The organism is Sphingomonas sp. SKA58, from assembly GCF_000153545.1.
Classification (GTDB): Bacteria; Pseudomonadota; Alphaproteobacteria; order Sphingomonadales; family Sphingomonadaceae; genus Sphingobium; species Sphingobium soli.
Window position 1 is genome coordinate 455,008 of record NZ_CH959308.1, and the last position, 20,892, is coordinate 475,899.

Annotated in this window: 23 protein-coding genes and 1 pseudogene; 11 read left to right on the forward strand and 13 right to left on the reverse strand. The window is 63.4% G+C overall.

Features of this window, described 5'->3' with window-relative positions:
* Positions 1 to 26: 26 nt before the first annotated feature.
* Entirely contained in the window at positions 27 to 383 is a 357-nt protein-coding gene (locus SKA58_RS17290) for a hypothetical protein (protein ID WP_009823782.1), read from the forward strand.
* A gap of 53 nt (positions 384 to 436) precedes the next feature.
* On the opposite strand, the gene SKA58_RS17295 is transcribed toward SKA58_RS17290, so the two are convergent.
* Genes SKA58_RS17295 through SKA58_RS17305 form a run of 3 tightly spaced genes read right to left on the reverse strand, consistent with a single transcriptional unit; the run spans position 437 to position 2,731 of the window.
* The gene (locus SKA58_RS17295; RefSeq protein WP_009823783.1) at positions 437 to 1,144 is read right to left on the reverse strand and encodes a TetR/AcrR family transcriptional regulator; all 708 of its coding nucleotides are present in this window, start codon (positions 1,142 to 1,144) and stop codon (positions 437 to 439) included.
* A 7-nt stretch (positions 1,145 to 1,151) separates the two neighbouring features.
* Positions 1,152 to 1,517, reverse strand: a complete 366-nt coding sequence (locus SKA58_RS17300) for a hypothetical protein (protein ID WP_009823784.1) — start codon at positions 1,515 to 1,517, stop codon at positions 1,152 to 1,154.
* Between the two features lie 17 nt (positions 1,518 to 1,534).
* Complete coding sequence (locus tag SKA58_RS17305) at positions 1,535 to 2,731, reverse strand: acyl-CoA dehydrogenase family protein (protein WP_232209479.1); 1,197 nt, start codon at positions 2,729 to 2,731, stop codon at positions 1,535 to 1,537.
* Between the two features lie 277 nt (positions 2,732 to 3,008).
* Between SKA58_RS17305 and SKA58_RS17310 the strand changes: the two genes are divergently transcribed.
* The 5 genes and pseudogenes from SKA58_RS17310 (at position 3,009) to SKA58_RS17330 (ending at position 8,989) form a co-directional block, all read left to right on the forward strand.
* Positions 3,009 to 3,845: an SDR family NAD(P)-dependent oxidoreductase gene (locus SKA58_RS17310; protein WP_009823786.1), complete on the forward strand. Its 837-nt coding sequence runs from the start codon at positions 3,009 to 3,011 to the stop codon at positions 3,843 to 3,845.
* A 24-nt stretch (positions 3,846 to 3,869) separates the two neighbouring features.
* Positions 3,870 to 5,447, forward strand: a complete 1,578-nt coding sequence (locus SKA58_RS17315; protein ID WP_009823787.1) for a phytoene desaturase family protein — start codon at positions 3,870 to 3,872, stop codon at positions 5,445 to 5,447.
* A 3-nt stretch (positions 5,448 to 5,450) separates the two neighbouring features.
* On the forward strand, positions 5,451 to 6,545 hold the full coding sequence (locus SKA58_RS17320) for a phosphotransferase (protein ID WP_009823788.1): 1,095 nt from the start codon (positions 5,451 to 5,453) through the stop codon (positions 6,543 to 6,545).
* Between the two features lie 15 nt (positions 6,546 to 6,560).
* Positions 6,561 to 7,703 (forward strand): annotated as a pseudogene (locus SKA58_RS17325) (epoxide hydrolase family protein).
* A 137-nt stretch (positions 7,704 to 7,840) separates the two neighbouring features.
* Positions 7,841 to 8,989 carry a phosphotransferase gene (locus SKA58_RS17330; RefSeq protein ID WP_009823791.1) on the forward strand — a complete coding sequence of 383 codons (1,149 nt, stop codon included), beginning with the start codon at positions 7,841 to 7,843 and terminating at the stop codon, positions 8,987 to 8,989.
* A 67-nt stretch (positions 8,990 to 9,056) separates the two neighbouring features.
* Here the strand turns inward: SKA58_RS17330 and SKA58_RS17335 are convergent, their stop codons facing one another.
* The gene (locus tag SKA58_RS17335; RefSeq protein ID WP_009823792.1) at positions 9,057 to 10,271 is read right to left on the reverse strand and encodes an aromatic ring-hydroxylating oxygenase subunit alpha; all 1,215 of its coding nucleotides are present in this window, start codon (positions 10,269 to 10,271) and stop codon (positions 9,057 to 9,059) included.
* A 127-nt stretch (positions 10,272 to 10,398) separates the two neighbouring features.
* Between SKA58_RS17335 and SKA58_RS17340 the strand changes: the two genes are divergently transcribed.
* Positions 10,399 to 11,505 carry an ecdysteroid 22-kinase family protein gene (locus tag SKA58_RS17340; RefSeq protein WP_232209480.1) on the forward strand — a complete coding sequence of 369 codons (1,107 nt, stop codon included), beginning with the start codon at positions 10,399 to 10,401 and terminating at the stop codon, positions 11,503 to 11,505.
* A 13-nt stretch (positions 11,506 to 11,518) separates the two neighbouring features.
* On the opposite strand, the gene SKA58_RS17345 is transcribed toward SKA58_RS17340, so the two are convergent.
* From SKA58_RS17345 to SKA58_RS17355, 3 genes are read right to left on the reverse strand one after another with little or no spacing between them, the layout of a single operon-like run.
* Positions 11,519 to 12,346, reverse strand: a complete 828-nt coding sequence (locus tag SKA58_RS17345; protein ID WP_009823794.1) for an SDR family NAD(P)-dependent oxidoreductase — start codon at positions 12,344 to 12,346, stop codon at positions 11,519 to 11,521.
* Between the two features lie 58 nt (positions 12,347 to 12,404).
* Positions 12,405 to 12,785, reverse strand: coding sequence for a VOC family protein (locus SKA58_RS17350; protein WP_009823795.1), 381 nt, complete (start codon positions 12,783 to 12,785; stop codon positions 12,405 to 12,407).
* A gap of 16 nt (positions 12,786 to 12,801) precedes the next feature.
* Positions 12,802 to 13,620, reverse strand: coding sequence for an SDR family NAD(P)-dependent oxidoreductase (locus tag SKA58_RS17355; RefSeq protein WP_009823796.1), 819 nt, complete (start codon positions 13,618 to 13,620; stop codon positions 12,802 to 12,804).
* Positions 13,621 to 13,773: 153 nt separating this feature from the next.
* On the opposite strand from SKA58_RS17355, the gene SKA58_RS17360 reads away from it, so the two are divergent.
* Complete coding sequence (locus SKA58_RS17360) at positions 13,774 to 14,406, forward strand: glutathione S-transferase family protein (protein WP_009823797.1); 633 nt, start codon at positions 13,774 to 13,776, stop codon at positions 14,404 to 14,406.
* 4 nt (positions 14,407 to 14,410) lie between these two features.
* Here the strand turns inward: SKA58_RS17360 and SKA58_RS17365 are convergent, their stop codons facing one another.
* The 4 genes from SKA58_RS17365 to SKA58_RS17380 all read right to left on the reverse strand — a co-directional run bounded on the left by SKA58_RS17365 (position 14,411) and on the right by SKA58_RS17380 (position 17,885).
* Positions 14,411 to 15,166: a hypothetical protein gene (locus tag SKA58_RS17365; protein WP_009823798.1), complete on the reverse strand. Its 756-nt coding sequence runs from the start codon at positions 15,164 to 15,166 to the stop codon at positions 14,411 to 14,413.
* 34 nt (positions 15,167 to 15,200) lie between these two features.
* Complete coding sequence (locus SKA58_RS17370; RefSeq protein ID WP_009823799.1) at positions 15,201 to 16,043, reverse strand: dehydrogenase/reductase SDR family member 1; 843 nt, start codon at positions 16,041 to 16,043, stop codon at positions 15,201 to 15,203.
* Positions 16,044 to 16,122: 79 nt separating this feature from the next.
* Positions 16,123 to 17,496, reverse strand: a complete 1,374-nt coding sequence (locus SKA58_RS17375) for a phosphotransferase (RefSeq protein ID WP_009823800.1) — start codon at positions 17,494 to 17,496, stop codon at positions 16,123 to 16,125.
* Positions 17,493 to 17,885: a nuclear transport factor 2 family protein gene (locus SKA58_RS17380; RefSeq protein ID WP_009823801.1), complete on the reverse strand. Its 393-nt coding sequence runs from the start codon at positions 17,883 to 17,885 to the stop codon at positions 17,493 to 17,495. Before SKA58_RS17380 ends, SKA58_RS17375 begins: the two co-directional genes overlap by 4 nt.
* 161 nt (positions 17,886 to 18,046) lie before the next feature.
* Here SKA58_RS17380 and SKA58_RS17385 point away from each other — a divergent pair, with 161 nt between their 5' ends.
* Genes SKA58_RS17385 through SKA58_RS17395 form a run of 3 tightly spaced genes read left to right on the forward strand, consistent with a single transcriptional unit; the run spans position 18,047 to position 19,599 of the window.
* Entirely contained in the window at positions 18,047 to 18,748 is a 702-nt protein-coding gene (locus SKA58_RS17385) for a hypothetical protein (RefSeq protein WP_009823802.1), read from the forward strand.
* Positions 18,748 to 19,329: a cytochrome c oxidase subunit 3 gene (locus SKA58_RS17390; RefSeq protein ID WP_009823803.1), complete on the forward strand. Its 582-nt coding sequence runs from the start codon at positions 18,748 to 18,750 to the stop codon at positions 19,327 to 19,329. Before SKA58_RS17385 ends, SKA58_RS17390 begins: the two co-directional genes overlap by 1 nt.
* A gap of 18 nt (positions 19,330 to 19,347) precedes the next feature.
* Entirely contained in the window at positions 19,348 to 19,599 is a 252-nt protein-coding gene (locus SKA58_RS17395; protein WP_332249914.1) for a cytochrome C oxidase subunit IV family protein, read from the forward strand.
* A 5-nt stretch (positions 19,600 to 19,604) separates the two neighbouring features.
* On the opposite strand, the gene SKA58_RS17400 is transcribed toward SKA58_RS17395, so the two are convergent.
* Together SKA58_RS17400 and SKA58_RS17405 are read right to left on the reverse strand one after the other, a co-directional pair.
* Complete coding sequence (locus tag SKA58_RS17400) at positions 19,605 to 20,042, reverse strand: nuclear transport factor 2 family protein (RefSeq protein ID WP_037544051.1); 438 nt, start codon at positions 20,040 to 20,042, stop codon at positions 19,605 to 19,607.
* Between the two features lie 43 nt (positions 20,043 to 20,085).
* A complete protein-coding gene (locus SKA58_RS17405; protein WP_009823806.1) occupies positions 20,086 to 20,892 on the reverse strand; it encodes an SDR family NAD(P)-dependent oxidoreductase in 807 nt (268 codons plus the stop codon).

A 20,892-nucleotide genomic window follows, 5' to 3' on the forward strand; every position in this document is an offset into this window, starting at 1 on the left:
ATGCTGGCGGCAATGTTCGCCGGGCGATGCTGTGGACGTTGATACCCACATCGATCATCGCGGCCCTGTTGCTCGCCCGAATCGGCTATGCCGAAGTCACGCGGCAGGGCAGCAGCCGTAACAGCTACAGTAACGCCATCGAAACCCAGAATGCGAGCGGCCGCAGCGCTGCCTTTGCCAAGCTCATGCATGATGCAGGGCAGACATGCTCGCGCACGTCCAAATCCCTGTTCAGGGGAGATATCGGCACTAACGCGGCCTGGGCGCTACGCTGCGAGGATAGCGGCGACTGGCTGGTTCTGATCGCGTCCAACGGCGCGACCCGCATCGCGAGCTGTGGTCCGCTGAACAAGGCCGGGACGCCCTGCTGGACCCAGCTCTAGCGCCTCGGCTTTTTCTGAGTTGACGCTCTCCGATTGCAGTCCGGGTAGGCCGGTCAGCCGAACCCCTCCCCGCTCCGCCACCAGCCAAGGCCGCGCGCGGCCCGCATCATCATATCCCATCCCTGCGTGCTGGCCGCTGCAATGGCGGCGGGGTCTGCTCCCAGACCGGCGAACGTGCGCTCGATCATCTCGTCGATATAGGCGCGTGGCTCGACCGACCGGAGCATCAGGCGCCGCCGCGCCTCGATCGTCATGCCGACGATCAGATCCACTGCCACGTCGATCGACCGGAACTGCATCTGCCCGCCATCCCGCGCGGCCTTCAGCGCATCGCGCACCAGCAGGTCGAACATGCTCGCCCGCGCGAAATAATCGACATAGTCGACGCGGCAGGTAAAGCCGCCCCAGCGCGGATCATGCCAAGCCCGCGCCATCGCCATCACCGCGCCGCCGACCGCCCGGACCAGCGGGTCCGTCACATCGTCGAACAGCCTGCGGAAATCGGCTATCAGGTCCGCGGTCATCCGCTCGCCCAGTTCATTCACCGCAGCGTCGAGGGACTCGAAATATTTGTAGAAGCTGCCGCGCGATACGCCCGCCGCGCAAATCACGTCATCGATCACCAGACTACCGCTGCCCTGCCCCGGCTGATACAGGTCGAGCACGGCGTCCAGCAGCCGCTCGCGCATCCGGGTGCGCCTGATCGCAGCCGCCGCCGTGCGCGGATCGACATCAGCGGGAGCAGGCGCGGCGTCGGACATCGCTTCCCTATTGCATCGGGTGGAAATAGCGCGCAAGTAGGCTGCCATCCTCGCCGAATATATAATGTTCGATGCTGTGCACGCAGACAGGATGCCCGTCATATTCACCTTCGTTGCGGACATAGATGACGGCTTCGTTGCCGCTCACCTTCACATCCTCGACGAACAGTTTCCATCCGACATATTGCGCGCACAGGGCCTCCAGCTTGTCCCATCCTTCCTGCACCGGGCCGGTGGCCGGGTCCTGCACCTTGAATCCGCCCGGCGCGATTGCGCGGAAGGCCGCCATGAAATCGTCGATACGGCCCTCGCTGAACATCTCGGCCTGGGTCTTCAGGAATGTCGCGATTTCCTGTGCGGTCGGTTGTGTCATGATATGTCCTTCTCCTGTCATTTCGGTTCCGCCCAGATCGGGGCCGGCGTGATGTCGGGCAGCAGGGCGATATTGGATCGCAGGCCGGTAATTGCCCGGCCATATAGCTCGATGGAAAGCTGTCCGTTCAACGCATTGTGACGGGTGCCGACGCTCAGGTCGCGCCAGATCCGCTGCAAGGGGCTGGAAAGGGCGAAGGCGCCCGGCCCGGCGATATCCATCAACCGGTTGCCCGCCGCGCGCAACAATTCCATCGCATAGCCGCAATCGGCCTGGATCCGCGCCTTGTCGAAGCCGGTGAGTACGCGGTGCTGCGCGGTTTCGTCCAACATCCCGGCGGCACGGCGCACATGCAACCAGGCCGAATCGATCTCCATCGCCGCGCGGCCGGTCATGCCGACCAGAGCCTCCGAACCGCTCTGCCCGGCATAGGTCCAGCCCACTATCTGTCGCCTGGGCATCGCCTGAACCACGCCTTCGAGCAATGCCGTCGCCGCGCCCAGCATCGGCGCGAGCACGCCCAGCGGGAATAGCGGCTCCATCGGCCATCGGTCGCGCGGTTCCAACCCCTCCATCGCCAGGATCGCCTCGGCCGGCGGCGTACGCGATGACCAGAGGATCAGTTCCTCCGGCACGAGCAGATCCCGCGCGACGATCATGTTGCTGCCGGAACCGGCCATGCCAGCGACATGCCAATTGTCCTCGATCGAACAAGCAGGGTCGCGCAGATCCAGAAATACCAGAGCCGGTTCAAAACCCGCATCCGTTTCGATCATGACGCCGTTCAGCGCCCAATCGGCGTGCAGGCACCCCGATCCATAACCCCAGCGCCCCGACACGCGATAGCCGCCCGACACCGCAACCGCTTTGCCCGAAGGCGCGGAGGCACTGCAAAACAGTTCCTCGCCGGTTTGGAACAGCCGCTCCGTCATGGCCGGCGGCAGCGCGAACGCCGTTCCGGTAATTCCTGACAGCAGACCATAGGCCCAGGCAGTGCCGACGCAGCCCTTGGCCAGTTCGGCAACTGTCTCGATATGGGTGGTCAGCCTGTGGCCTGGCCCACCGGCGCGTTCGGGCGCCGTGATTTGGAACAGGCCGGATGCGCGCAACGCCTCCATCACCGCCGGAACGATCCGCCGCTCGCGTTCGCACGCGGCGGCATGGTTCTCCAGCAAGGGCCGCAGCGACGCGGCGATGCCTACGGGGTCGGCCACGAAGGCCACGGGCCGCTTGTGCGCCGGAGGTTCTTCTACCGTTTCAGATCGCATCCGAATCATCGCTCCTCGCCGTTTCCAGATATAATGACGTTATTGTCACTATATGGCAAGCACGTGCGGGCGGTCCTACCCGTCCCGCCATCCTGCGGACCGTTGCCTTTTCGTTTCGACGCGCCCTGCCTCCCGATAGGCTGTTGGCGAACGCTCCTCTTCTAGGGTCTGCGCAATCGCAAACCGCGCCGATAAGGCCGGCTCCAAGAGAGGACTTGCACCGATGCGTAAAATCGACCTTCCGCCCTTCGACCGCGCAGCTTTCGCCGACAAATATGGTCCCTGGGCCATCATCGCCGGCGCGTCCGAAGGCACCGGCGCCTGCTATGCGGAACAGCTGGCCGCCATGGGCATCCATCTGGTGCTGGTCTCGCGTCGGCAGGAAGCGCTCGATGCGCTGGGTCAGCGGCTGGCAACCGAGCATGGCGTCGAATATCGTGCCATCACCGCCGACCTCACCGAACAGGGCGCCGGAAGCCGATTGGTAGACGCCACCGCCGATCTGGACATCGGCCTCTACATTTCCAATGCCGGCGCGGACGGCGCAGGCAACAGTTTCTTCGGCGAACCCGTCGATCGCTCGCTGCGGCTGCTGACCATGAATGCCGCCAATGTGCTGGAAGCGGTGCATGGCTTTGGCAATCGCTTCCTGAAGCGCGGCAAGGGTGGCGTCGTCATTATGTCGTCCGGCGCGGGCCTTGGCGGGCAGCCCTGGCTGGTCATGTATTCCGCGACCAAGGCGTTCGAGCTCAACTTCGTCGAATCGCTCTGGGCCGAGCTGGAAGGACAGAATGTCGATATCGTCGGTATCGCGGCCCCCATCATGGATACCCCGACCCTGCGCCGCGCGACCGAGGGGCTGGGAATGGATTATTCCATGGCCTATGATCCGGCCGATGTCTGCGCGCTCGCCCTTGCCAGCCTGGGCAAGGAACCGTTGGTGATCGTTCCCGATGGTCCGGACGAGGAGAAAATCCCGCAGATCCAGGCCGACCGCAAGACCCGCCTCGTCGCGCTGGCCGAATGGGGCAAGGCCTATACCGCTGCGGCGAACGGCTGACCGGGCAAAAAAGGGGAAGAGGTAATGACGGATCAGGTCGACGTCGTCGTCATCGGCGCAGGACATAACGGCATGGCCGCCGCCGGATATCTGGCAAAGGCCGGCAAGAAGGTCGTCGTGGTGGAGCGTCTGGCCAAAGTCGGCGGCATGACCAGTTCGGGCTATATGATCCCCGAAGCCCCCGACCATCTGGTGACGCCCTGCGCCGTCGAACTGCTGTTCGCCCGTAAATCCGGCATTATCGAGGATTTCGACCTGCCCAAATATGGCCTGCGCACGGTCGATCCCGATCCGACCTACGCCTATCTCCATCCCGACGGCAGCTCGATCGCGCTCTTCTACGACTATCACCGCACGGCGGAGGATATTGCCCGCATCAACCGCAATGACGGCAAGGCCTATCTGGAGTTCATGAAGACACTGAACGTTATGATGGACATCGGCTTTCCGCTGATGATGGCGGAGCCGGGGCGGCCGGACGTCAAGAACCTGTCGAAGATGATCGGCAGCGCCGTCCGCAATGTCCGGTTGAAGGACGAGCTGATCGCCATGTCGAAGGCGACGGCGGACCAGATCGCCTGCGAACGGTTCGAGCATCCGGCGACGATCGCCCTGCTGCTGGGCATCGCGGCGGGGGCCGGCCCGGTCGATGACGACGGCAATGCCGCCGCCTACATGATCTTCGCCGTCACCCACAAATATGGCACCGGCAAGCCGATCGGCAGCCTGCAATCCTTCGCCGACGCGCTCGCGCGCAGCATCGAGGCGTCGGGCGCGAGGATCGAACTCAATGCGCCGGTGGCGGAGATCATCGTCGATGACGGCGCGGCAAAAGGGGTGCGGCTGGAGGACGGCCGGGTCATCCGCGCGAAGATGGTCATCGCAACCTGCGATCCCCGTACGGCCATGCGCCTCACGACGCCCGGTGGCGTGCCGCGAGCGCTGACCCAGCGGATCGAACATGCCCCGGCGAACCGCTCGAACGCGGCGCCCTTCCTTGCCAATATCGCCATGTCGGGGCCGCTCAGCCTGAAGAAGCATCAGGATCTGCGGCATGACGACGCCGATCTCAACAAGGCGGTGGGCCTGATCGGCACGCCGGAGGAAGTGCGCGAGTCCTTCGCCATGGCGCGGCGCGGCGATATTCCCGACCGGCACGCCATGTCGCTCAGCCCCTTGTCCAATTCCGATCCGACGCAGGCGCCTCCGGGCGGCTCGCTCGCCTATGTCTATCTGCCGGGGGTGGCCGTGGACGCGCGGGAGGGCTGGTCGCCCGCACTCAAGGACCGGACCATGACATCTGTCATCAGTCATTTGGGTGAATTTTATGAAGGTTTGGGCACGGAGGTCGGCCGCTTCGTCGAAACCGCGCGGGAACGCGAGACGCGGCTCAACGTGACCAATGGCTGCGTGACCCATATCGATTTCGGCGCGCTGCGTTCGGGCGTCCATCGGCCGGCCACCGGTTTCGGTGGTCCCAAGCCGCCCTTCCCCGGCTTCCTGATCGGCGGCGCCGGCGCGCACCCGGGCGGGGGCGTGTCCGGCATTGCTGGGCGGATCGCCGCCAACCGCGCGCTGCGCGAACTCAAGAAGATCAAATAAGCGATGTCGAGCAAACCTAATCCTGTCGGCATCCCCGCCCATCTGGACGATGTGACGGCGCAATGGCTGACCCAGATCATGCAACCGCGCTATCCCGGCATCGTGGTCGAGGGGATGGAGAAGGTATTCCTCCGCAACAGCCACACCACCAAATATCAGGTGAAGCTGACCCTCAACGACGTCGGCAAGGCGGCCGGCATCCCCGAAAATGTCTGCCTTAAAGCCAATTGGGCGCAGTTCGACAGCCAGGGCATCTGTCGCCTCGAAGCGCGTTTCTACGAGGATTTCCGCCGCCACGTCGCCTTCCCCGCCCCGCGCTCCTATTTCGAGGCATGGGATCCGCGCCCCGACAGCGGTCAGGGACTGGTCGTGATGGAGGATCTCACCGTCGAGGGCGGTCATTTCGGCATCAGCACCGACCATATGGGCGTGGAGGAAGCGGCGCGCGGCGTCGCCAGCCTGGCGCGCATTCATGGCGCCTTCTGGGACAGTCCGGTCCTTCACGCGGCCGACTGGCTGCCTGTCTCCATGGCGACACCTGTGGACACGCAGCAGCTGACCATGATGTACGGCTTTGCCGAGCAAAACCATGCCAAGCCGGACTATCAGGCTTTCCTGCCGGGCTGGATCAAGGGCGATCTCTCGCGCCTGCATGGCGTCTACAACGCGCTGATCGATTTCGCGCAGACCAAGGAACAGGGCCCATGGTGCCTGGTCCATGGCGACAGCCATCAGGGCAACAGCTATGTCCGCCCCGATGGCGAGCGCGTGTGGCTCGACTGGCAGCTGGTCCGCAAGGGACGGCCGATCCGCGACTTCACCTATTTCATTCTGGGAGCGCTCACGATCGAGGAGCGGCGCGCCCACGACCGCGAATTGCTGCGCCACTATCGGAACTGCCTGGTCGAAACGGGGGCGCTGAGCGTGCCGGATGACGACACGCTCTGGGAATATTATCGCCGCTGGCCGCCTTATGCGATGCAGGCGTGGATCGCGAACATGGACGAATGGGGGCAGAAGGGCATGCACATCGTCGAGCGCATCTTCGTGGCGGGCGAGGATCTGGGCACGGTCGCCGCGCTCGGCGTGCAATTTTGACGTAAGGATGACCGGATGAGCGACGCCGTCACGGCTTTCCGCGCCGATGTTCCGCAGGCGGCACTGGACGATCTGCGCCTCAGGTTGCGCCGTACGCGCTGGCCCGAGGCGGAGACGGTCAGCGACTGGGGTCAGGGCGTCCCGCTGGCGGCGCTGCGCGATCTGTGCGCCTATTGGGCGGACGGCTATGACTGGCGGCGGTGCGAAGGGGCGCTCAACGCCCTGCCCCAGTTCACCACCGCGATCGATGATCTTTCGATCCATTTCATCCATGTACGCAGTCCCCGACCGGACGCGCTGCCGCTGATCCTGACCCATGGCTGGCCGGGATCGGTGCTGGAGTTTCTGAAGGTGCTCGGCCCGCTAACCAATCCCGCCGCCCATGGCGCGCCGGACGCGCCAGCCTTCCATGTCGTCATCCCCTCGCTGCCAGGCTACGGCTTTTCGGACAAGCCGACGGCCGCAGGCTGGGGCGTCGAGAGGATCGCGCAAAGCTGAATCCAGCTCATGCGCCGCCTCGGTTATGACCGTTTCGCCGCGCAGGGCGGCGATTGGGGCGCGGCGATCACAACCGCCATCGCTATGGCCGCGCCGCCCGAATGTATCGGCGTCCATCTCAACATGCCGCTGGTATTCCCGGAGGAAAGCGACTTTGCCGACCTGACCCCGGCCGAGGCCAGAACGGTCGAGCGGATGCAATATTATCAGGAGCATGATTCCGGCTACGCCAAGCTACAGGGCACCCGACCGCAGACGATCGGCTATGGGCTGGCGGACTCGCCCGTAGCGCAAGCCGCCTGGATCTACGAGAAGTTCCAGGCATGGACCGACAATCGGGGCGTGCCGGAGAATGCGCTGACACGGGACGAAATGCTGGATGTGATCAGCCTCTACTGGCTCACCAACAGCGGCGCGTCGTCCGCGCGGCTCTATTGGGAAAGCGCCAATGCGTTTCAGGCGCGTCAATTGGACCTGCCGGTCGGCGTCAGCATCTTCGCGGAGGAGATTTTCCGTCCATCACGGCGCTGGGCCGAACGCAGCTACCCGCGCCTCATGCATTGGAATGAGCTGGATGCCGGCGGCCATTTCGCGGCCTTCGAGCAGCCGGCGCTGTTCGTCGCGGAATTGCGGGCCTGTTTTGGCGCGATGCCAAGATAGCGCCTGCCGCAATCTCCCTACCACCCGGCAGGCTCGACTCGTCTTCCGTCGATCAAAACTACCTCCGCATCGGGATCGTGCCGGATGACTGCACAGATGCAGAGCGGCGGCGCGGTCCAAAAGAGAGAGGATAATGCATGAGCAAGCCTGCCGTCGCCCCCCTTGCCGTCATCGATCGGCATCTTGTCCCCCGTCCCTATCCCGCCCGCACCGCGTCCCTGCCCCACGGCCGCTTCACGCCGGACGCCGCATGGCTGGGATCGTTGTTGGCCAACAAATATCCGGGCGTCGTCGCGCAATCGATGGAGGTCGTGCAGCTGTTCGACAGCCACACCACCAAATTGCGCATCGCGGTGGACTGGAACGAGGCCGGACGGGCCGCCGGCTTGCCGCGCAATCTGTGCGTCAAATCGAACTGGTCGGGCATGTTCGACGATGTCGACATCCATGCGCTCGAAGCGCGCTTCTATCATTTCCTGACGGACAAACTCACAGCCAAGACAGCCACATGCTATTATGCCGACTGGGACGATGACGGCTCGGCGCGAGGCGTCATCGTGCTGGAAGACCTCATGGATCGGGGCGGCACGTTCGGCCACTCGACCCAGCATGCCGGTGTCGACGGGGTCGCGACCGCGCTGGCGGACCTGGCAAAGCTGCATGCGGGCCTGTGGGAAAGCCCGTTGATCACGCCCGAAGCGGCGCCCTGGCTGCCGACATCCATGGCGGTGCCGGTCGATTATGACCAGGTCCGCATCATGTGGCACTGGATCGAAGAGAATCTGAAAGACCCCAATTTCCGCGCCATCGCGCCCAGACATTATCTGGACGACGCGCGCAGGGTCGAGCGCGCCTATGACCGGCTGGTCGCCTTCGAGCGCGCCTTCGACGCGCCCTATTGCATCATCCTGGGCGACTGCCATCAGGGCAACACTTACATCCTGCCCAATGGCGAGCGCATGTGGGTCGACTGGCAACTGGGCCGGCGCGGGCGGCCATGGCGCGACCTCACCTATTTCACCGTCGGATCGCTGACGATCGAGGAGCGTCGCCAAAATCATCGCGACCTGATCGCCCATTACCGCGACTGCCTGATCCGGGAAGGCGCGACCAATGTCATCGACCTCGACACCATCTGGAAGGAACAGGTGCCGCGCTGGGTGATGTACGGCATCCAGGCGTGGGTGGCGAACATGGACTATTGGGGCCAGAACGGCCTTCCGATGAACGAGCGGTTCTTCGCTGCGGGCGAAGATCTGGGCAGCTGGAAATTGTTGGGCCAATGACGATCATGCCCCTGCCGCGCTCGAACCGCGGCAGGGGCATCGATTTAACGGCGGCGTTTAGGCGCGGTCAGGCGCTGCGCGGCGCCATGAAGGACGCGATGCGCGGCTGAACGCGCAAGTCGGCCGGCACATGGTCCGGCCCGATGCGCCGATCGATTTCCTCCTCGAACCAGTAAAGCGCGCGCTCCTGATAGCCGGCCCAGATCGAAGGGATCGTCCCGTTGCGCAGCGATTGCTGGATATTTTCGAACAGGCACAAATCCTCGGACAGGATATGCTCGGTCGCCGCGCGCATCCCCTGCCAGTAGAGCTTGTCCTCCTCGCTGTCGGTCGCCCATCCCATCTGGCGCACTTCCATGACAGACCGATCGGACCCCATCGGCCAGAAGCATTGCAGGTTGAACCCTACCGGATCGAGCGAGAAAAATGTGTTGGGAAAGGTCGGCAGCGCAACCGTATTTTCGAGGAAAACCGGCGCGATGTCGTCCGGTTTGACCGGCGGGGTCTTGAACAGCGACTCCCCGCCCTTCTTCCGCGTTCCGAACCGCATATGACCGCCTTCATAAAGCGCGATCACGAAACTGCGCGAATCCAGATGCGGCGCTAATGTCGTGGGATGGACGGTGTTGACATGATAGATCTCAAGGAAATTATGATAGGCAATCTTCCAGTTGCACGCCATTTCGACGAAGAAATGATCCTTCACCACCATGCGTTCCAGCGGATATCCTTCCGTCAGCGCCACGAATTCTCCCAGGAAATTCTGCAACGGCTCAGCGTCATCATCGAAATTGATGAAGATGAAGCCGCGATAGGTATCGCACTTCACTTCGATCAGACCGTTTTCCGCCTTGTCGAGACAAGCGAAATCATGCTGGCTGGGAACCGATTTGAGGGTGCCTTCAAGGTCGTAGCCCCAGGCGTGATAGGGGCAGATGAAGCGCATGGCGCGCCCCTGTGGCTCAAGCAGAAGCGGGGAACCGCGGTGCCGGCAGGCATTGTGAAAGGCCCGGATTCGACCGTCCTTGCCGTGGGAGAGAATGACCGAGCGGTCCAGATGCTGGAACAGGCGGTAGGAACCGGGTGCCGGCAGGTCGGATGCAATGCCGGCCAGCAGCCAGGTGCGATTCCAAAGCCTGTCTTTTTCCAACGCTTCGAAACGCGGGTCGGTGTAGCGGCCGGCTGGAATCGGAGGAAGGGCCGGAAAATCGCTGGGATGCTCGGATCGCTTCAACTGCTCCTCCATCGTCCGGTTGAGCAATTCCAACGCAGCTTCACGCATAGCTCTCTCCTGTAAAAGCCCGCAGGCTCCGTTTCAATCAGACTGGCCACATCACGGTTCAAGGAACCTGCAATTGGATAGGGTCATCACTGTCATAGTCCCGGCAAGCTGATAGCCCTCTGCTCCGATGAGTATGCTTATGGCCTTGAAACATCCTACATCCACGGACGGAATCACCGTCCATTATATCAATCAGCTACTGGCCACGGCGGGCACGGGCGCAACCGTCACCGACATGCGCATCATCGACGCCAAAACCTATGGCGAGCAGATGGTGTCGACGGCGGGGCGCGTGGCAATCGAGGTCGATTATAGCGATGACACGGCCCCTGACCTGCCCAACCGCCTGGTGCTCAAGCTGACCCGGGCGGTCGATGAGATCATGGCCCCCTTCTACGCCAATGAAGTGGCCTTCTACCGGGGCATTCGGCCGGAACTCGCGATCGAGGCGCCGCGCTGTTTCGGTGGCGACTTCAATGCCTCCACCACGCATTTCGGGCTGCTGCTCGAAGATCTGGGCGTGCGGGGCGCGACCTTCCCCAATACCACCATGCGGACCGGGCCGGACGATGTGCGGGCCTTGCTGGATCAGCTGGCCCGGCTGCACGCGCGCTTCTGGGAATCACCCCGCTTCGGCGCGGATCTGACCTGGGTCGAAACCCATGTCGAAGGCGCGGTCGCAACGATGATGAATGAACTCGCGCCCGCCTATATCGCGCATGAGGTCGAGACGGAAAATTTCAAACGGGAAATGGTGCAGCGGTTGCGCACGACGCCCGACAGGCTGCTTGCAGGGGTGCAGGCGGTGCAACGACATCAGTCGACCCTGCCTCAGACGCTGCTGCATGGCGACACCCATCTCGGCAACAGCTACCGCCTGCCCGACGGAACGGCGGGCCTGCTCGACTGGCAGCTCATGGTGCGCGGCTACGCGATGCACGACGTCAACTATATCGTGACCACCGGCCTTTCCATTGCGGACCGGCGGGCGCATGAGCGCGATCTTCTGGGCTATTATCTGGATCGCCTGGGGCAGGAAGGCGTCGCACGCCCTCCTGCCTTCGACGATGCCTGGGCTGAATATCGGCGAACCCTGATATGGGGCGTCTATATCGGCTGGCTGACGACCCCCGTCGTCAATTATGGCTGGGAGATCAACGTCATGAACCATCTCCGGCTGACCACCGCCTATGAGGATCTCGAAACCGCAAAGCTTGTCGACGCGCTGTTTTGACGGCGCTGACCGACTATAACTGATTGCTCCCCGATGCGGTAAACAGTCGCTGAAAATCGACCATCGTGGGCTGATGCGCGGTAAAACCGCCGTCCACCGGGATCATTGCGCCGTTGATGAAGCGGGACTCGTCCGACGCCAGGAAGGCGACGACATGGGCGATGTCGCGCGGGCTGCCCAGCTCCGGGTTGAGATGATGGTCGAGCAATACATCCTTGACCGCTTGCGGCGTCGTTTCGACGGCCGTCTCGCTGAGGACGAAGCCGATGGCGATGACATTGGAGCGGATGCCCTGCTTGCCATATTGGGTCGCAAGGAAGCGGCTGAGGTTGATGAGCGCCGCCTTGGACGCGCCGTAGGCCGTGAGCGTCATTTCCCCCAGCAGGCCGAAACCGGACGCGGAATGGATGAGCGACCCGCCGCCCCCCGCGATCATAACCGGCAGCGCATGTTTGCACAGCAGCATCGGTCCCCGGGCATTGACGGCAAAGGCCTTGTCCCAGGCGCCGGTGTCGAGATGGACGACATCGCGATCGAGCCGGCGCTGCTCGGTCGTCTGATAGGCGGCATTATTGTGGAGTATGTCGATCCGCCCGTGCCGGCCCGCGATCCGCGCAACCGCAGCGGAAACGCTGTCCTCGTCGGTCAGGTCGAACGTCTCCGCTTCGGCACGGAGATTCTTGCCGCGCAACGAATCCGCCGCCGCCTCCACCCGATCCGCCAATATGTCGGAAAGGATCACGGTCGCCCCCCTCTCGGCCAGCACGGTCGCCACCTCCAGGCCGATGCCCTGCGCCGCGCCCGTCACGATCGCTACGCGACCAACCAAGGATCCCACCATTTCGCTTCCTTCTATCCACGTGACAAACGCTGAGCGCCAACCAGCGATACCTAACCGCCTAGGGCGGATCGAAACAATAGGCGCAGATCTTGTTGCCGTCGGGGTCCAGCAGATAGGCGCCATAGGCGTGGGGCACGGCGCCGCGGGGCCCCGGCGGCCCGGCATCCTCGCCGCCCGCAGCCAGACCAGCGCGATGAAAATCATCGACCGCGCGGCGATCCGGCGCCTTCAATCCCAAAGTCGCACCATTGCCCCATGTCGCCGGGCCCTGAAGCGGGCGCAGGATCAGCAATTCGGGCACCCGTCGCCCATAGCCGACGCCCTGATCCAGAAACGGACCGAGATTGACGATCCCCAGCGGCGCAAGCACCGCATCGAAGAAACGGGCGGACCTTTCCAAGTCGTTGCTGCCAAGGCAGATATGCGTGAAGATGCCCATCCCGCCCTCTATCTGCTCAGTGCGCCCGGCTCATGCCTTCCAGCATATCGGCGACATAGGGCGTATGATGAACGATCCCGCCATCCACGCCGATCACCTGCCCGGTGATGAAGGCCGCGCCATCCGACGCCAGGAACAGCACCGCACCGGCAATATCCTCCGGCACGCTCTCGCGCGGGAGCAGGACATGCCGCTGGATCATGGCGATCTGCTCAGGGGTCATCATCTCCCGGGCCAGCGGGGAGAGCACGAGGCCCGGCGCGACCGCGTTGACCCGGATGTTAAACCGGCCGAACTGCACCGCCGCATTGCGGGTCAGCGCGTTCACGGCTGCCTTGGACGCGGAATAGGACGGATTGTTGATGTCGCCGGTCAGCGCCACCCCGGTCGAGGTGTTGATGATGGAGCCGCCGCCGCCCGCAATCATGTGCGGCGCGACCGCCTTGATCATCAGCATCGTGCCCCGCGCATTGACATGAAAGGCGCGATCCCAGGTCGCGGCGTCGAGATCGAGAAGCGAGCCATCGGCCGCCATCTGCTCCAGCCGCGTGTCGGCGGCATTGTTGTGGAGGATGTCGATGCGCTGATGCTGCCGCATCACATCTACGACCAGCGCCGTGATGCTGTCCTCCTGTGCGAGATCGAGGGCCATCCCATGTGCCTGCCCGCCCGAGGCCCGAATAGACTGGGCGACGGCTTGCGCCCGTTCAGCCGCAATATCCGCCAGGATCACCGTCGCGCCGGCCCTTGCCAGGGCCCGTGCGCAGGCCTCCCCGATATTGGCCCCCGATCCGGTGACGATAGCGATCCGTCCCGATAAATCCGTCATGGGCATCTTCTCTCCTGTCTGTCATGGGCGCGGCACCATCGGGCTTCCGCCGCAGCGGGACGCTGCCACGGCAGGTGCCCGGCGATACCTAGACAAAGATAGGTTTGGCGGAATTGATAAGCCGCGCATCTATGGCGCTCCTCAAGCGGAGAGCCCTTTATGAGCGTCACCATCTTTCAACTCGACCGGTCCCGCTCTGAACGTGCGGTCTGGTTGATGGAGGAAGTGGAGTGTCCCTATGACATTCGCTTCTTTGCGCGGCTGGAAATGCTCGCGGCGGAGCCGGCCTACAAGGCTTTGCATCCGCTGGGTTCTTCGCCAGTGATCGAGGCCGACGGACAACGCATCGCCGAAAGCGGGGCGGTCATGGACTATCTCGCCACGACGCAGGGGAACGGTGCGCTCCGCGCCAATCCCGGCGACTCCGACTATGCTGACTATCTTTTCTGGTTCCATTTCGCCGAATCCTCCCTGATGCCCGCGCTGGTGACGGAGATCATGGCAGAACGGGCAGGCATCGCGCAGGATCATCCCTCCCGCGTCGCAGGTCGGGCTCATTCGGCGCGCCTGCTGAAACTTGTCGACGACCGGCTGACGCATGCCCCCTATATGGCGGGCGACCGGTTCACGGCGGCCGACATCATGATGACCTTTCCATTCACCACCACGCGATTGTTCATGTCCGTCGACGTGGAAGGGCATAAGAACATCGCGGCCTATGTCGGGCGGATGACGGCGCGTCCGGCCTATTGCCGGATGCGCGCCATTGTCGACCATCCCCCGATCACCTGACGGATCAGCGCATCGCCAGCTTTTCCGCGCCGCCCGTGCGTACCCGATCTCCCATATGCGCACGGGCACGCTCCTCCTCCGCCAGGCCAACGGCGGTCGGATGCTGGACATCGTCCTTGGTAAGGCGGGGTGTCGCAGGATCCCATTGAGTGATGCGTATCCCATCAGGCTGGAGCAGGCCGTTGGTCGCCAGCAGGGTGTCGGCGCCTCGCCACGCTTCCAGGGCCGCCGCCGGATCGTTGATCCTGTAGATCGCGACATAGCGATGGTCGGGCGTCATCGGGATCATCTGGCCAAAGGTGCGAAAGGTCAGGAAAGCAGCCGATTTGACGCCGGGTCGAACGGCCGCTTCACGAAAATAGTTTTCCGCATAAAATCGTCTGAAATGGTCGTCGCTGTCCGCAGGCGGGTTCAGTTCCTCCAGGATGACGCCGCCGGAATGCCCGACGTCCGGATCATTGTCCTGAAAGAGCAGCGGATAATAATGAAAGTCATAGAGCAGGCTGTCATCGATGGCGTCCGATACCTGCATCCGCGACGTCAGCGCATTGTCCAGATGTTCGCGACTGAAGCGCACCGGATCGAATACGTCGTAGAGGGCGAGATATTGCCAGTCGAAGCCTTCGGGCCGACAGGGTTGCTCCCCGGCAAGCCGGAAACGCAGCGCATCGCGAATATGGATGTTGCTGTACCAATCCTCCATATCGGCCTCCCGGCTCGGAACGGCTTTGGTCAGCACGACCAGCACGGCATCGATCATCGCTTTTGCCTTTCCTCTCCTGATTTCTGTTCTCTCAGTCCTGCCGGACGGGCGGCGCGAAAGGCGTCGGCGCCCCCATCGTCGCCCGATAGGACAGGGGCTGCTTCCCGTCCGTATCCCTGATGCCGTACCGCTCCCCCAGTTCCGCGCCGATCAGCGCCTGGCCCGAAAGGGCGGCAAGGTCCGGGTCCTGCGCCAAGCGATCGAGGACAAGGCCTGAAAATTCCGGCGTTTCCCAATGGGGCATGGCGGCGCGTAGGTCTTCGGGGATCATGTCGGGCGGCATGGCCTTCACCGCGTCGGTCAGGATGAAGCCCGGCCAGAGAGACACGACGGATACACCGTGCGGCGCAAGATCGACCGCCATGTCGGCGGTCATCTTGTCCGTTCCCGCCTTGGCCGCGCCATAAGCCGGCCCGTGGAAATAGGATACCGCGCCATAGAAGGAAATGCTGGCGATCAGACCCCTGCCCGCCGTCACCATCAACGGCGCGGCATGATAGGCCGCGACATAGCTGGAGCGCAGGCCGATGGTGATCATGTCCGCGAGCCTCAGCGGCTTTTCCCAGAAGCCGCCCGGCGCGACCAGATCGAGCCCGTAAACGGCGGTGGCATTGTTGACGAGCAGGTCTAGCCTACCATCCGTCCGCTCGGCCAGTTGCGCGAACGCTCTTTCGACCGCATCATCATCCCGGTGATCGCATAACAGCGAGATGCCCTTGCCGCCCGACTGTTCGATTTCTTCCACGACCGCGGCAAGCTGCACCTGATCGCGTCCCGTGATCGCCACCACATGACCGCGTGAAGCCAGGCCCCGCGCCATGCCGCGCCCCAGCCCGCGCGTCGCACCTGTCACCAGCACTATCTTTTCGCTCATGTCCTGCTCCTTTCCTCAATATTGACGTCGCCATGAGGGACAGGGACTGACCTGTCCAATGGCAAAGGCGCGACCGCCTTCAGTCGGAGCGCGTCGCCGGCAGGACGACATGGCGGGCGGCCTCGCCCAGCGCGGTCAGTCCGAACAGTTGCAGCCGCCGACCCTCGATGGTCGCGAGCAGAGCGATGAGCGCGGCGTCCTCCTCCGGTCCCGCTTCAAGGATATACGCTTCCAGCGCCTCGGCGGCGTCGGCCCAGCGGTCGAAGCGGCGGCCGAGCAGGGCGGACACATCGGCGATGTTGCGCGCCACCATGACCGCCCCATGATCATCGGCGCGCTGTACCCATTCGATCAGTTCGGCGACCTGCGCCTTGTGCGTCTCCGCCGCCTCCCCCGTCACCGGCAACGTCCCGAGCGTATCGACCAGCTTGGCCAGCAGCGGCGCATTGTCGCCCGTGCGCTGTTCCAGCGGCCGCAGTTCGGGCAGCGCATCGCCGGTCAGGTGCGACAGCGCCAGCAAGATGGAGCGGCGCAGCGCGAGATCGAACATGAGATAGACCGAATGCGGATCGCCGGGGCATGGCTTGCCGACCGTCCCGGTGAACTGCATCGTGCCGAGCAGCGAGAATTGCAGGACGTGGAAAACCACCGCGTCATGATCGACCGGCTCGCCCGTCGCTTCCTCATAATAGCGGACCAGTTCCGGCAGCGGCGCACCCAGCGGCTCATAGCTGTTGCGCATCCCCATGGTGGCGATGTCGACCAGCGGATCGCCGATCATCGAAAATTCGAAATCGTAGAGCTTGGTCATCGCCCCCTGATCGACCAGATATTGGCCCGAATCGAACTGGATGAAGCTGGCGCGATCGCGGTGCCGCGGTACATTGCGGCGCAGCCAGCCGATGACGAATTCCAGCAACGGCTCGGGTCGACTCTTCGTCCGCCGATAATGCGGCATATAGGCATCCAGACCGACCAGCGCGATCGCCTCTGCGCCCTCGGGCCGATGCACGCCAGCGGCCATAAAGGGTTCGACCGGCAACCGGTGCATCGCGGCGACGGCCTGCATATAAACGCGGCCGGTAGCGCTTTTCGTCGCGGCATCGAGCGCCGAGAAATCGCGCGTCCCTTCGATCGCCTCCATCACGATGCAGGGCGGATCGGCGAGATAGCCGTAAATCTCCGGCACCGGCAGCCCCTGGCCGTGCAGCACGGCGATAACATCCGCCTCGCGCTTGAGGTCGGGGAAGATCGATACGTCGCCGCCCCGGTCGCCGCGCAGGTGCAGGCGGCGGACCGTCCCTTCCCTTTCGACGTCGATGAACCAGGACGGGCGCCAGCGGACGAGGCGTTCAAGCCCGACGACCTTGCCGCCGGTCAGTTGCTCGACAAAGGCGGTGATTCGGCCGACCCCGGCATCGTCATAATTGTTGAGCGGCGCGGCAGTCGTCACTGCCCGCTCTCCCCGGCGGAAAAGGCCTCGGCCACGGCGCGGGTGTCCATATATTCCTTGCCGGATACGATCTGCCCGTCCCGGATGATCAGCAGATTATGATAGTCGTTGCGATAGACCCGGTCCGGAAAGACCATCTCGCCCCGGACTTCCACAGCCACCCGATCCCCTTCAGCGGTGATCGCGATCACCTCGGCCGTGCGCTTCTGCGCGCTCAGCAGTCCGCCCTTCACGCTGGCGATGAAGTCGGCCCGGCTCATGTCGCCGTGACCCAATATCCACCACTGGCAATCGGGATGCTGAAGCGCTTCGATCGTCTCGACATCGCCCTCTTCCACGGCCCGCATATAGCGGCGGGCCACTGCCTTGTTCGCCTCGATATCGCTCATCACCCTCTCCGATGCTTCTATGCCGAATTCGCCGACGGTCGTGGCGGACTATTGCCCTTGTGCAGGCGCAACCGCCGTCAGGAACCCTATCCATGGGCGGGTGGCCCTGGCGCGATCGCTCCACAATCTCGCTCGTACAAGAAAGTGGAGGGGGAAAGCGCATGACGACCAAGAGCATGACGATGAAGCTATGTACCTATATGGGCGCAATAGCCGGGACGATGATGTTCGTTGGCATATGGCCGGTCGCGCACATGTTCCCGCCGCTCGACCCGTCCATGCCCGCAGCAGAGGTCGCAGCTTATTATCGCAGCCACCAGATCGGCATATTGGCGGGCGCCATCCTGATCGCCTCTTCTTCCGTGCTGTTTTTCCCCTTCCTCGCCGCGATCGCCACCTTCATGAAGAAGATCGAAGGGCCGATTGCGCCCTTGACCTGGGCCTTCGTGATGGTCGTGGCCTTCGGCTTCGTCACCCTATTCTTCGCCGGGTTGATCTTCACGGCGGCCGCCTATCGGCTCGACCGGCCGGACGCCGTCGTCAGCACGCTGAGCGATATCGCCTTTCTGCTGTTCGTCATGCCGGCCGTACCTGCCTTCGTACAGAATCTGCTGACCGGCTTCGTCATTCTGGGCGATCGCCGCGCGCAACCCATCCTGCCGCGCTGGCTGGGCTATATGAACCTGTGGACCGGCGTGCTGCTGCTGCCCGGACTTGCGATCGGCCTGTTCAAGACCGGTCCCTTCGCGTGGAATGGCGCCCTGGCCTTCTGGCTGCCTGCGGTCGTGTTCGGCATCTGGTTCAACCTGATGATTGTCGCCATGCTCGGCGCGATCAAGCGCGACGCGCTGGGTGGCGAATAATGGCGGCGTCGCAAGCGGTTGCCTCGTCTCCGCGCGGCCATGTGCCGGGCGAGGAAGGCGTATGGGTGTTCATCGGCGGCGACCTCATCGTCTTTGCCGTCTTCTTCGTCACCTATGCGCTCGCCCGGCAGCAGGAACTGGCGCTATTCGAAAGTGCGCAGGCGCTGCTCGACCGGCGCCTTGGCCTGCTCAACACGCTGCTGCTGCTGACCAGCAGCCTGTTCGTCGCGCAGGCCGTCGCGGCGGTCCGCCGGGGCGACGACAGGGCGCGCCGGTTGCTGCTAGGCGCGATCCTGCTCGGCAGCGGCTTCGTCATCGTCAAAGCGTTCGAATATTCGGCCAAGATCGCGCAAGGCTTCACGCTCAACAGCAACAGTTTTTCGATTTATTATTATATGTTTACCGGCATCCATCTGGTGCATGTGCTGATCGGGCTAGGCGTGCTGTGCTTCACCTTGTCGCGCTTCGACCGGGCCGGCCGGATGCAGGGGGGCGTCGCCCTGATCGAGGGAAGCGGCGCCTTCTGGCATCTGGTGGACCTGCTCTGGATCATCCTCTTCGCGCTCCTCTACCTGCTCTAGGAAAGCTGTTTCATGGCCATGATCTGGCGTAGCCGCATCACATGGGTCTGGGCGATGCTGATCGCCGCAACCTTTCTGTCATTCGAAACGATGGCGTTGGGCAATGCCTTTCTGCTTCGCTCCGTGATCCTCGTCATCGCCTTCACGAAAGTTCTGCTCGTCGGCCGCGAGTTCATGGACTTGCGGCACGCGCCGCGCTGGCTGCTCTGGGGATTCCAGAGCTGGGCGATCCTGACCTGCCTGGTCCTGATCGCCCTGTTCCGCACCTGACGCGATCAGACCGGCACTTCCGTCCCGCCTGCCGCGGCTTCGTCAATGCCCATCTTGCGCGTGAGGTCAGCCATATCGAGATATTCGCGCCAACGCGAAATCAGCCCGGCGTCGTCAAACTCATAGATGGCGACCATCTGGTGCGGACACGGCCGTCCCATGATGATGGCGGTATCCGACCGCTCCTGCATCACCATCCGGTCGTTGGAGAGGATGTTCACCTCATTGCACTTGTTGTTCGTGGCGAAGGCCATTTGCCGCTCGATCTCAGCGCGCAATGCCGTCTTGCCCTTCACCACGGGACCGCCGGGAACCCAGAGCTGCCATTCGGCGTCCTCCGCCATCATCGACAGGATCTTCTCGACATCGGGCCTGCTGGCATCGCTGCCGTCGCCCCAGGCATCGCAAAATTCCCCGACCTTCCGTTCCAGTTCCACGCTCATCATCCTCTCCTTTTTCTGATTTCATCCTGCCTTATTTTGCCGTTCATCCGGGGGACAAGGCCCGCGTGACGCTGATGAACGGCACGGTGCAGCTCTGACCGCCATCCACCGGATACAACATGCCGTTGACGTAGCGGGATTCGTCGGACGCGAGGAACAGCGCCATGGCGGCAATGTCTTCCGGCTCGCCAATAAATGGCGTGTTGAGCACCTCCAGAAACAGCCGATCCATCTCGGGCGTGGACCATTGCATCTTTGCCGGCGTCTGCGTTGGACCGGGTAAGATCGCATTGCTGCGGATGCCCCGCTTGCCATAGGTGGCGGCGATCGCCTGCACGAACCAGTTGAGCGCAGCTTTGGACGATCCATAGCTATAGGCTGTGATATCCCCGCCCATGGAACTGCCCGATGAGGTGGAGATGATCGACCCTGCGCCGCGCTCCAGCATGTGCGGAATGGCGAGCTTGCTCGCCAGAACGGCGCCCAATACATTCACCCTCAGATTGGCGAGGAAGATGTCGGGATCGAAGGCCAGGAAATCCATGTCGCGCATGGCGTGGTCCTGATTGACGTATAGCGCATTGTTGAACAGCACGTCGATGCGGCCGAAGTCGGCGATCGTCTGGCTGACCATCTTCTCCAGATCGGCCTGTTCGCCGACATCGACGGTCATCGCACGCGCCGATCCGCCGGCGTCGACAACGGCCTGCGCGGTCATCTCGGCGGCTTCGGCGCGAATGTCCGCGACGATCACCGTCGCGCCTTCCCGCGCGAACATCAGCGCGCTGGCGCGTCCGATGCCGCTCCCGCTGCCGGTGATGATGCAGATTTTGTCGGCAAGGCGGGTCAT

What these genes read in the sequence shown, in the direction of transcription:
- SKA58_RS17290 (WP_009823782.1), top strand. Translation starts at nt 27, where the DNA reads ATGCTGTGGACGTTGATACCCACATCGATCATCGCGGCCCTGTTGCTC.
- SKA58_RS17295 (WP_009823783.1), bottom strand. Translation starts at nt 1,144, where the DNA reads ATGTCCGACGCCGCGCCTGCTCCCGCTGATGTCGATCCGCGCACGGCG.
- SKA58_RS17300 (WP_009823784.1), bottom strand. Translation starts at nt 1,517, where the DNA reads ATGACACAACCGACCGCACAGGAAATCGCGACATTCCTGAAGACCCAG.
- SKA58_RS17310 (WP_009823786.1), top strand. Translation starts at nt 3,009, where the DNA reads ATGCGTAAAATCGACCTTCCGCCCTTCGACCGCGCAGCTTTCGCCGAC.
- SKA58_RS17315 (WP_009823787.1), top strand. Translation starts at nt 3,870, where the DNA reads ATGACGGATCAGGTCGACGTCGTCGTCATCGGCGCAGGACATAACGGC.
- SKA58_RS17320 (WP_009823788.1), top strand. Translation starts at nt 5,451, where the DNA reads ATGTCGAGCAAACCTAATCCTGTCGGCATCCCCGCCCATCTGGACGAT.
- SKA58_RS17330 (WP_009823791.1), top strand. Translation starts at nt 7,841, where the DNA reads ATGAGCAAGCCTGCCGTCGCCCCCCTTGCCGTCATCGATCGGCATCTT.
- SKA58_RS17335 (WP_009823792.1), bottom strand. Translation starts at nt 10,271, where the DNA reads ATGCGTGAAGCTGCGTTGGAATTGCTCAACCGGACGATGGAGGAGCAG.
- SKA58_RS17340 (WP_232209480.1), top strand. Translation starts at nt 10,399, where the DNA reads ATGAGTATGCTTATGGCCTTGAAACATCCTACATCCACGGACGGAATC.
- SKA58_RS17345 (WP_009823794.1), bottom strand. Translation starts at nt 12,346, where the DNA reads ATGGTGGGATCCTTGGTTGGTCGCGTAGCGATCGTGACGGGCGCGGCG.
- SKA58_RS17350 (WP_009823795.1), bottom strand. Translation starts at nt 12,785, where the DNA reads ATGGGCATCTTCACGCATATCTGCCTTGGCAGCAACGACTTGGAAAGG.
- SKA58_RS17355 (WP_009823796.1), bottom strand. Translation starts at nt 13,620, where the DNA reads ATGCCCATGACGGATTTATCGGGACGGATCGCTATCGTCACCGGATCG.
- SKA58_RS17360 (WP_009823797.1), top strand. Translation starts at nt 13,774, where the DNA reads ATGAGCGTCACCATCTTTCAACTCGACCGGTCCCGCTCTGAACGTGCG.
- SKA58_RS17365 (WP_009823798.1), bottom strand. Translation starts at nt 15,166, where the DNA reads ATGATCGATGCCGTGCTGGTCGTGCTGACCAAAGCCGTTCCGAGCCGG.
- SKA58_RS17370 (WP_009823799.1), bottom strand. Translation starts at nt 16,043, where the DNA reads ATGAGCGAAAAGATAGTGCTGGTGACAGGTGCGACGCGCGGGCTGGGG.
- SKA58_RS17380 (WP_009823801.1), bottom strand. Translation starts at nt 17,885, where the DNA reads ATGAGCGATATCGAGGCGAACAAGGCAGTGGCCCGCCGCTATATGCGG.
- SKA58_RS17385 (WP_009823802.1), top strand. Translation starts at nt 18,047, where the DNA reads ATGACGACCAAGAGCATGACGATGAAGCTATGTACCTATATGGGCGCA.
- SKA58_RS17390 (WP_009823803.1), top strand. Translation starts at nt 18,748, where the DNA reads ATGGCGGCGTCGCAAGCGGTTGCCTCGTCTCCGCGCGGCCATGTGCCG.
- SKA58_RS17395 (WP_332249914.1), top strand. Translation starts at nt 19,348, where the DNA reads ATGATCTGGCGTAGCCGCATCACATGGGTCTGGGCGATGCTGATCGCC.
- SKA58_RS17400 (WP_037544051.1), bottom strand. Translation starts at nt 20,042, where the DNA reads ATGAGCGTGGAACTGGAACGGAAGGTCGGGGAATTTTGCGATGCCTGG.
- SKA58_RS17405 (WP_009823806.1), bottom strand. Translation starts at nt 20,892, where the DNA reads ATGACCCGCCTTGCCGACAAAATCTGCATCATCACCGGCAGCGGGAGC.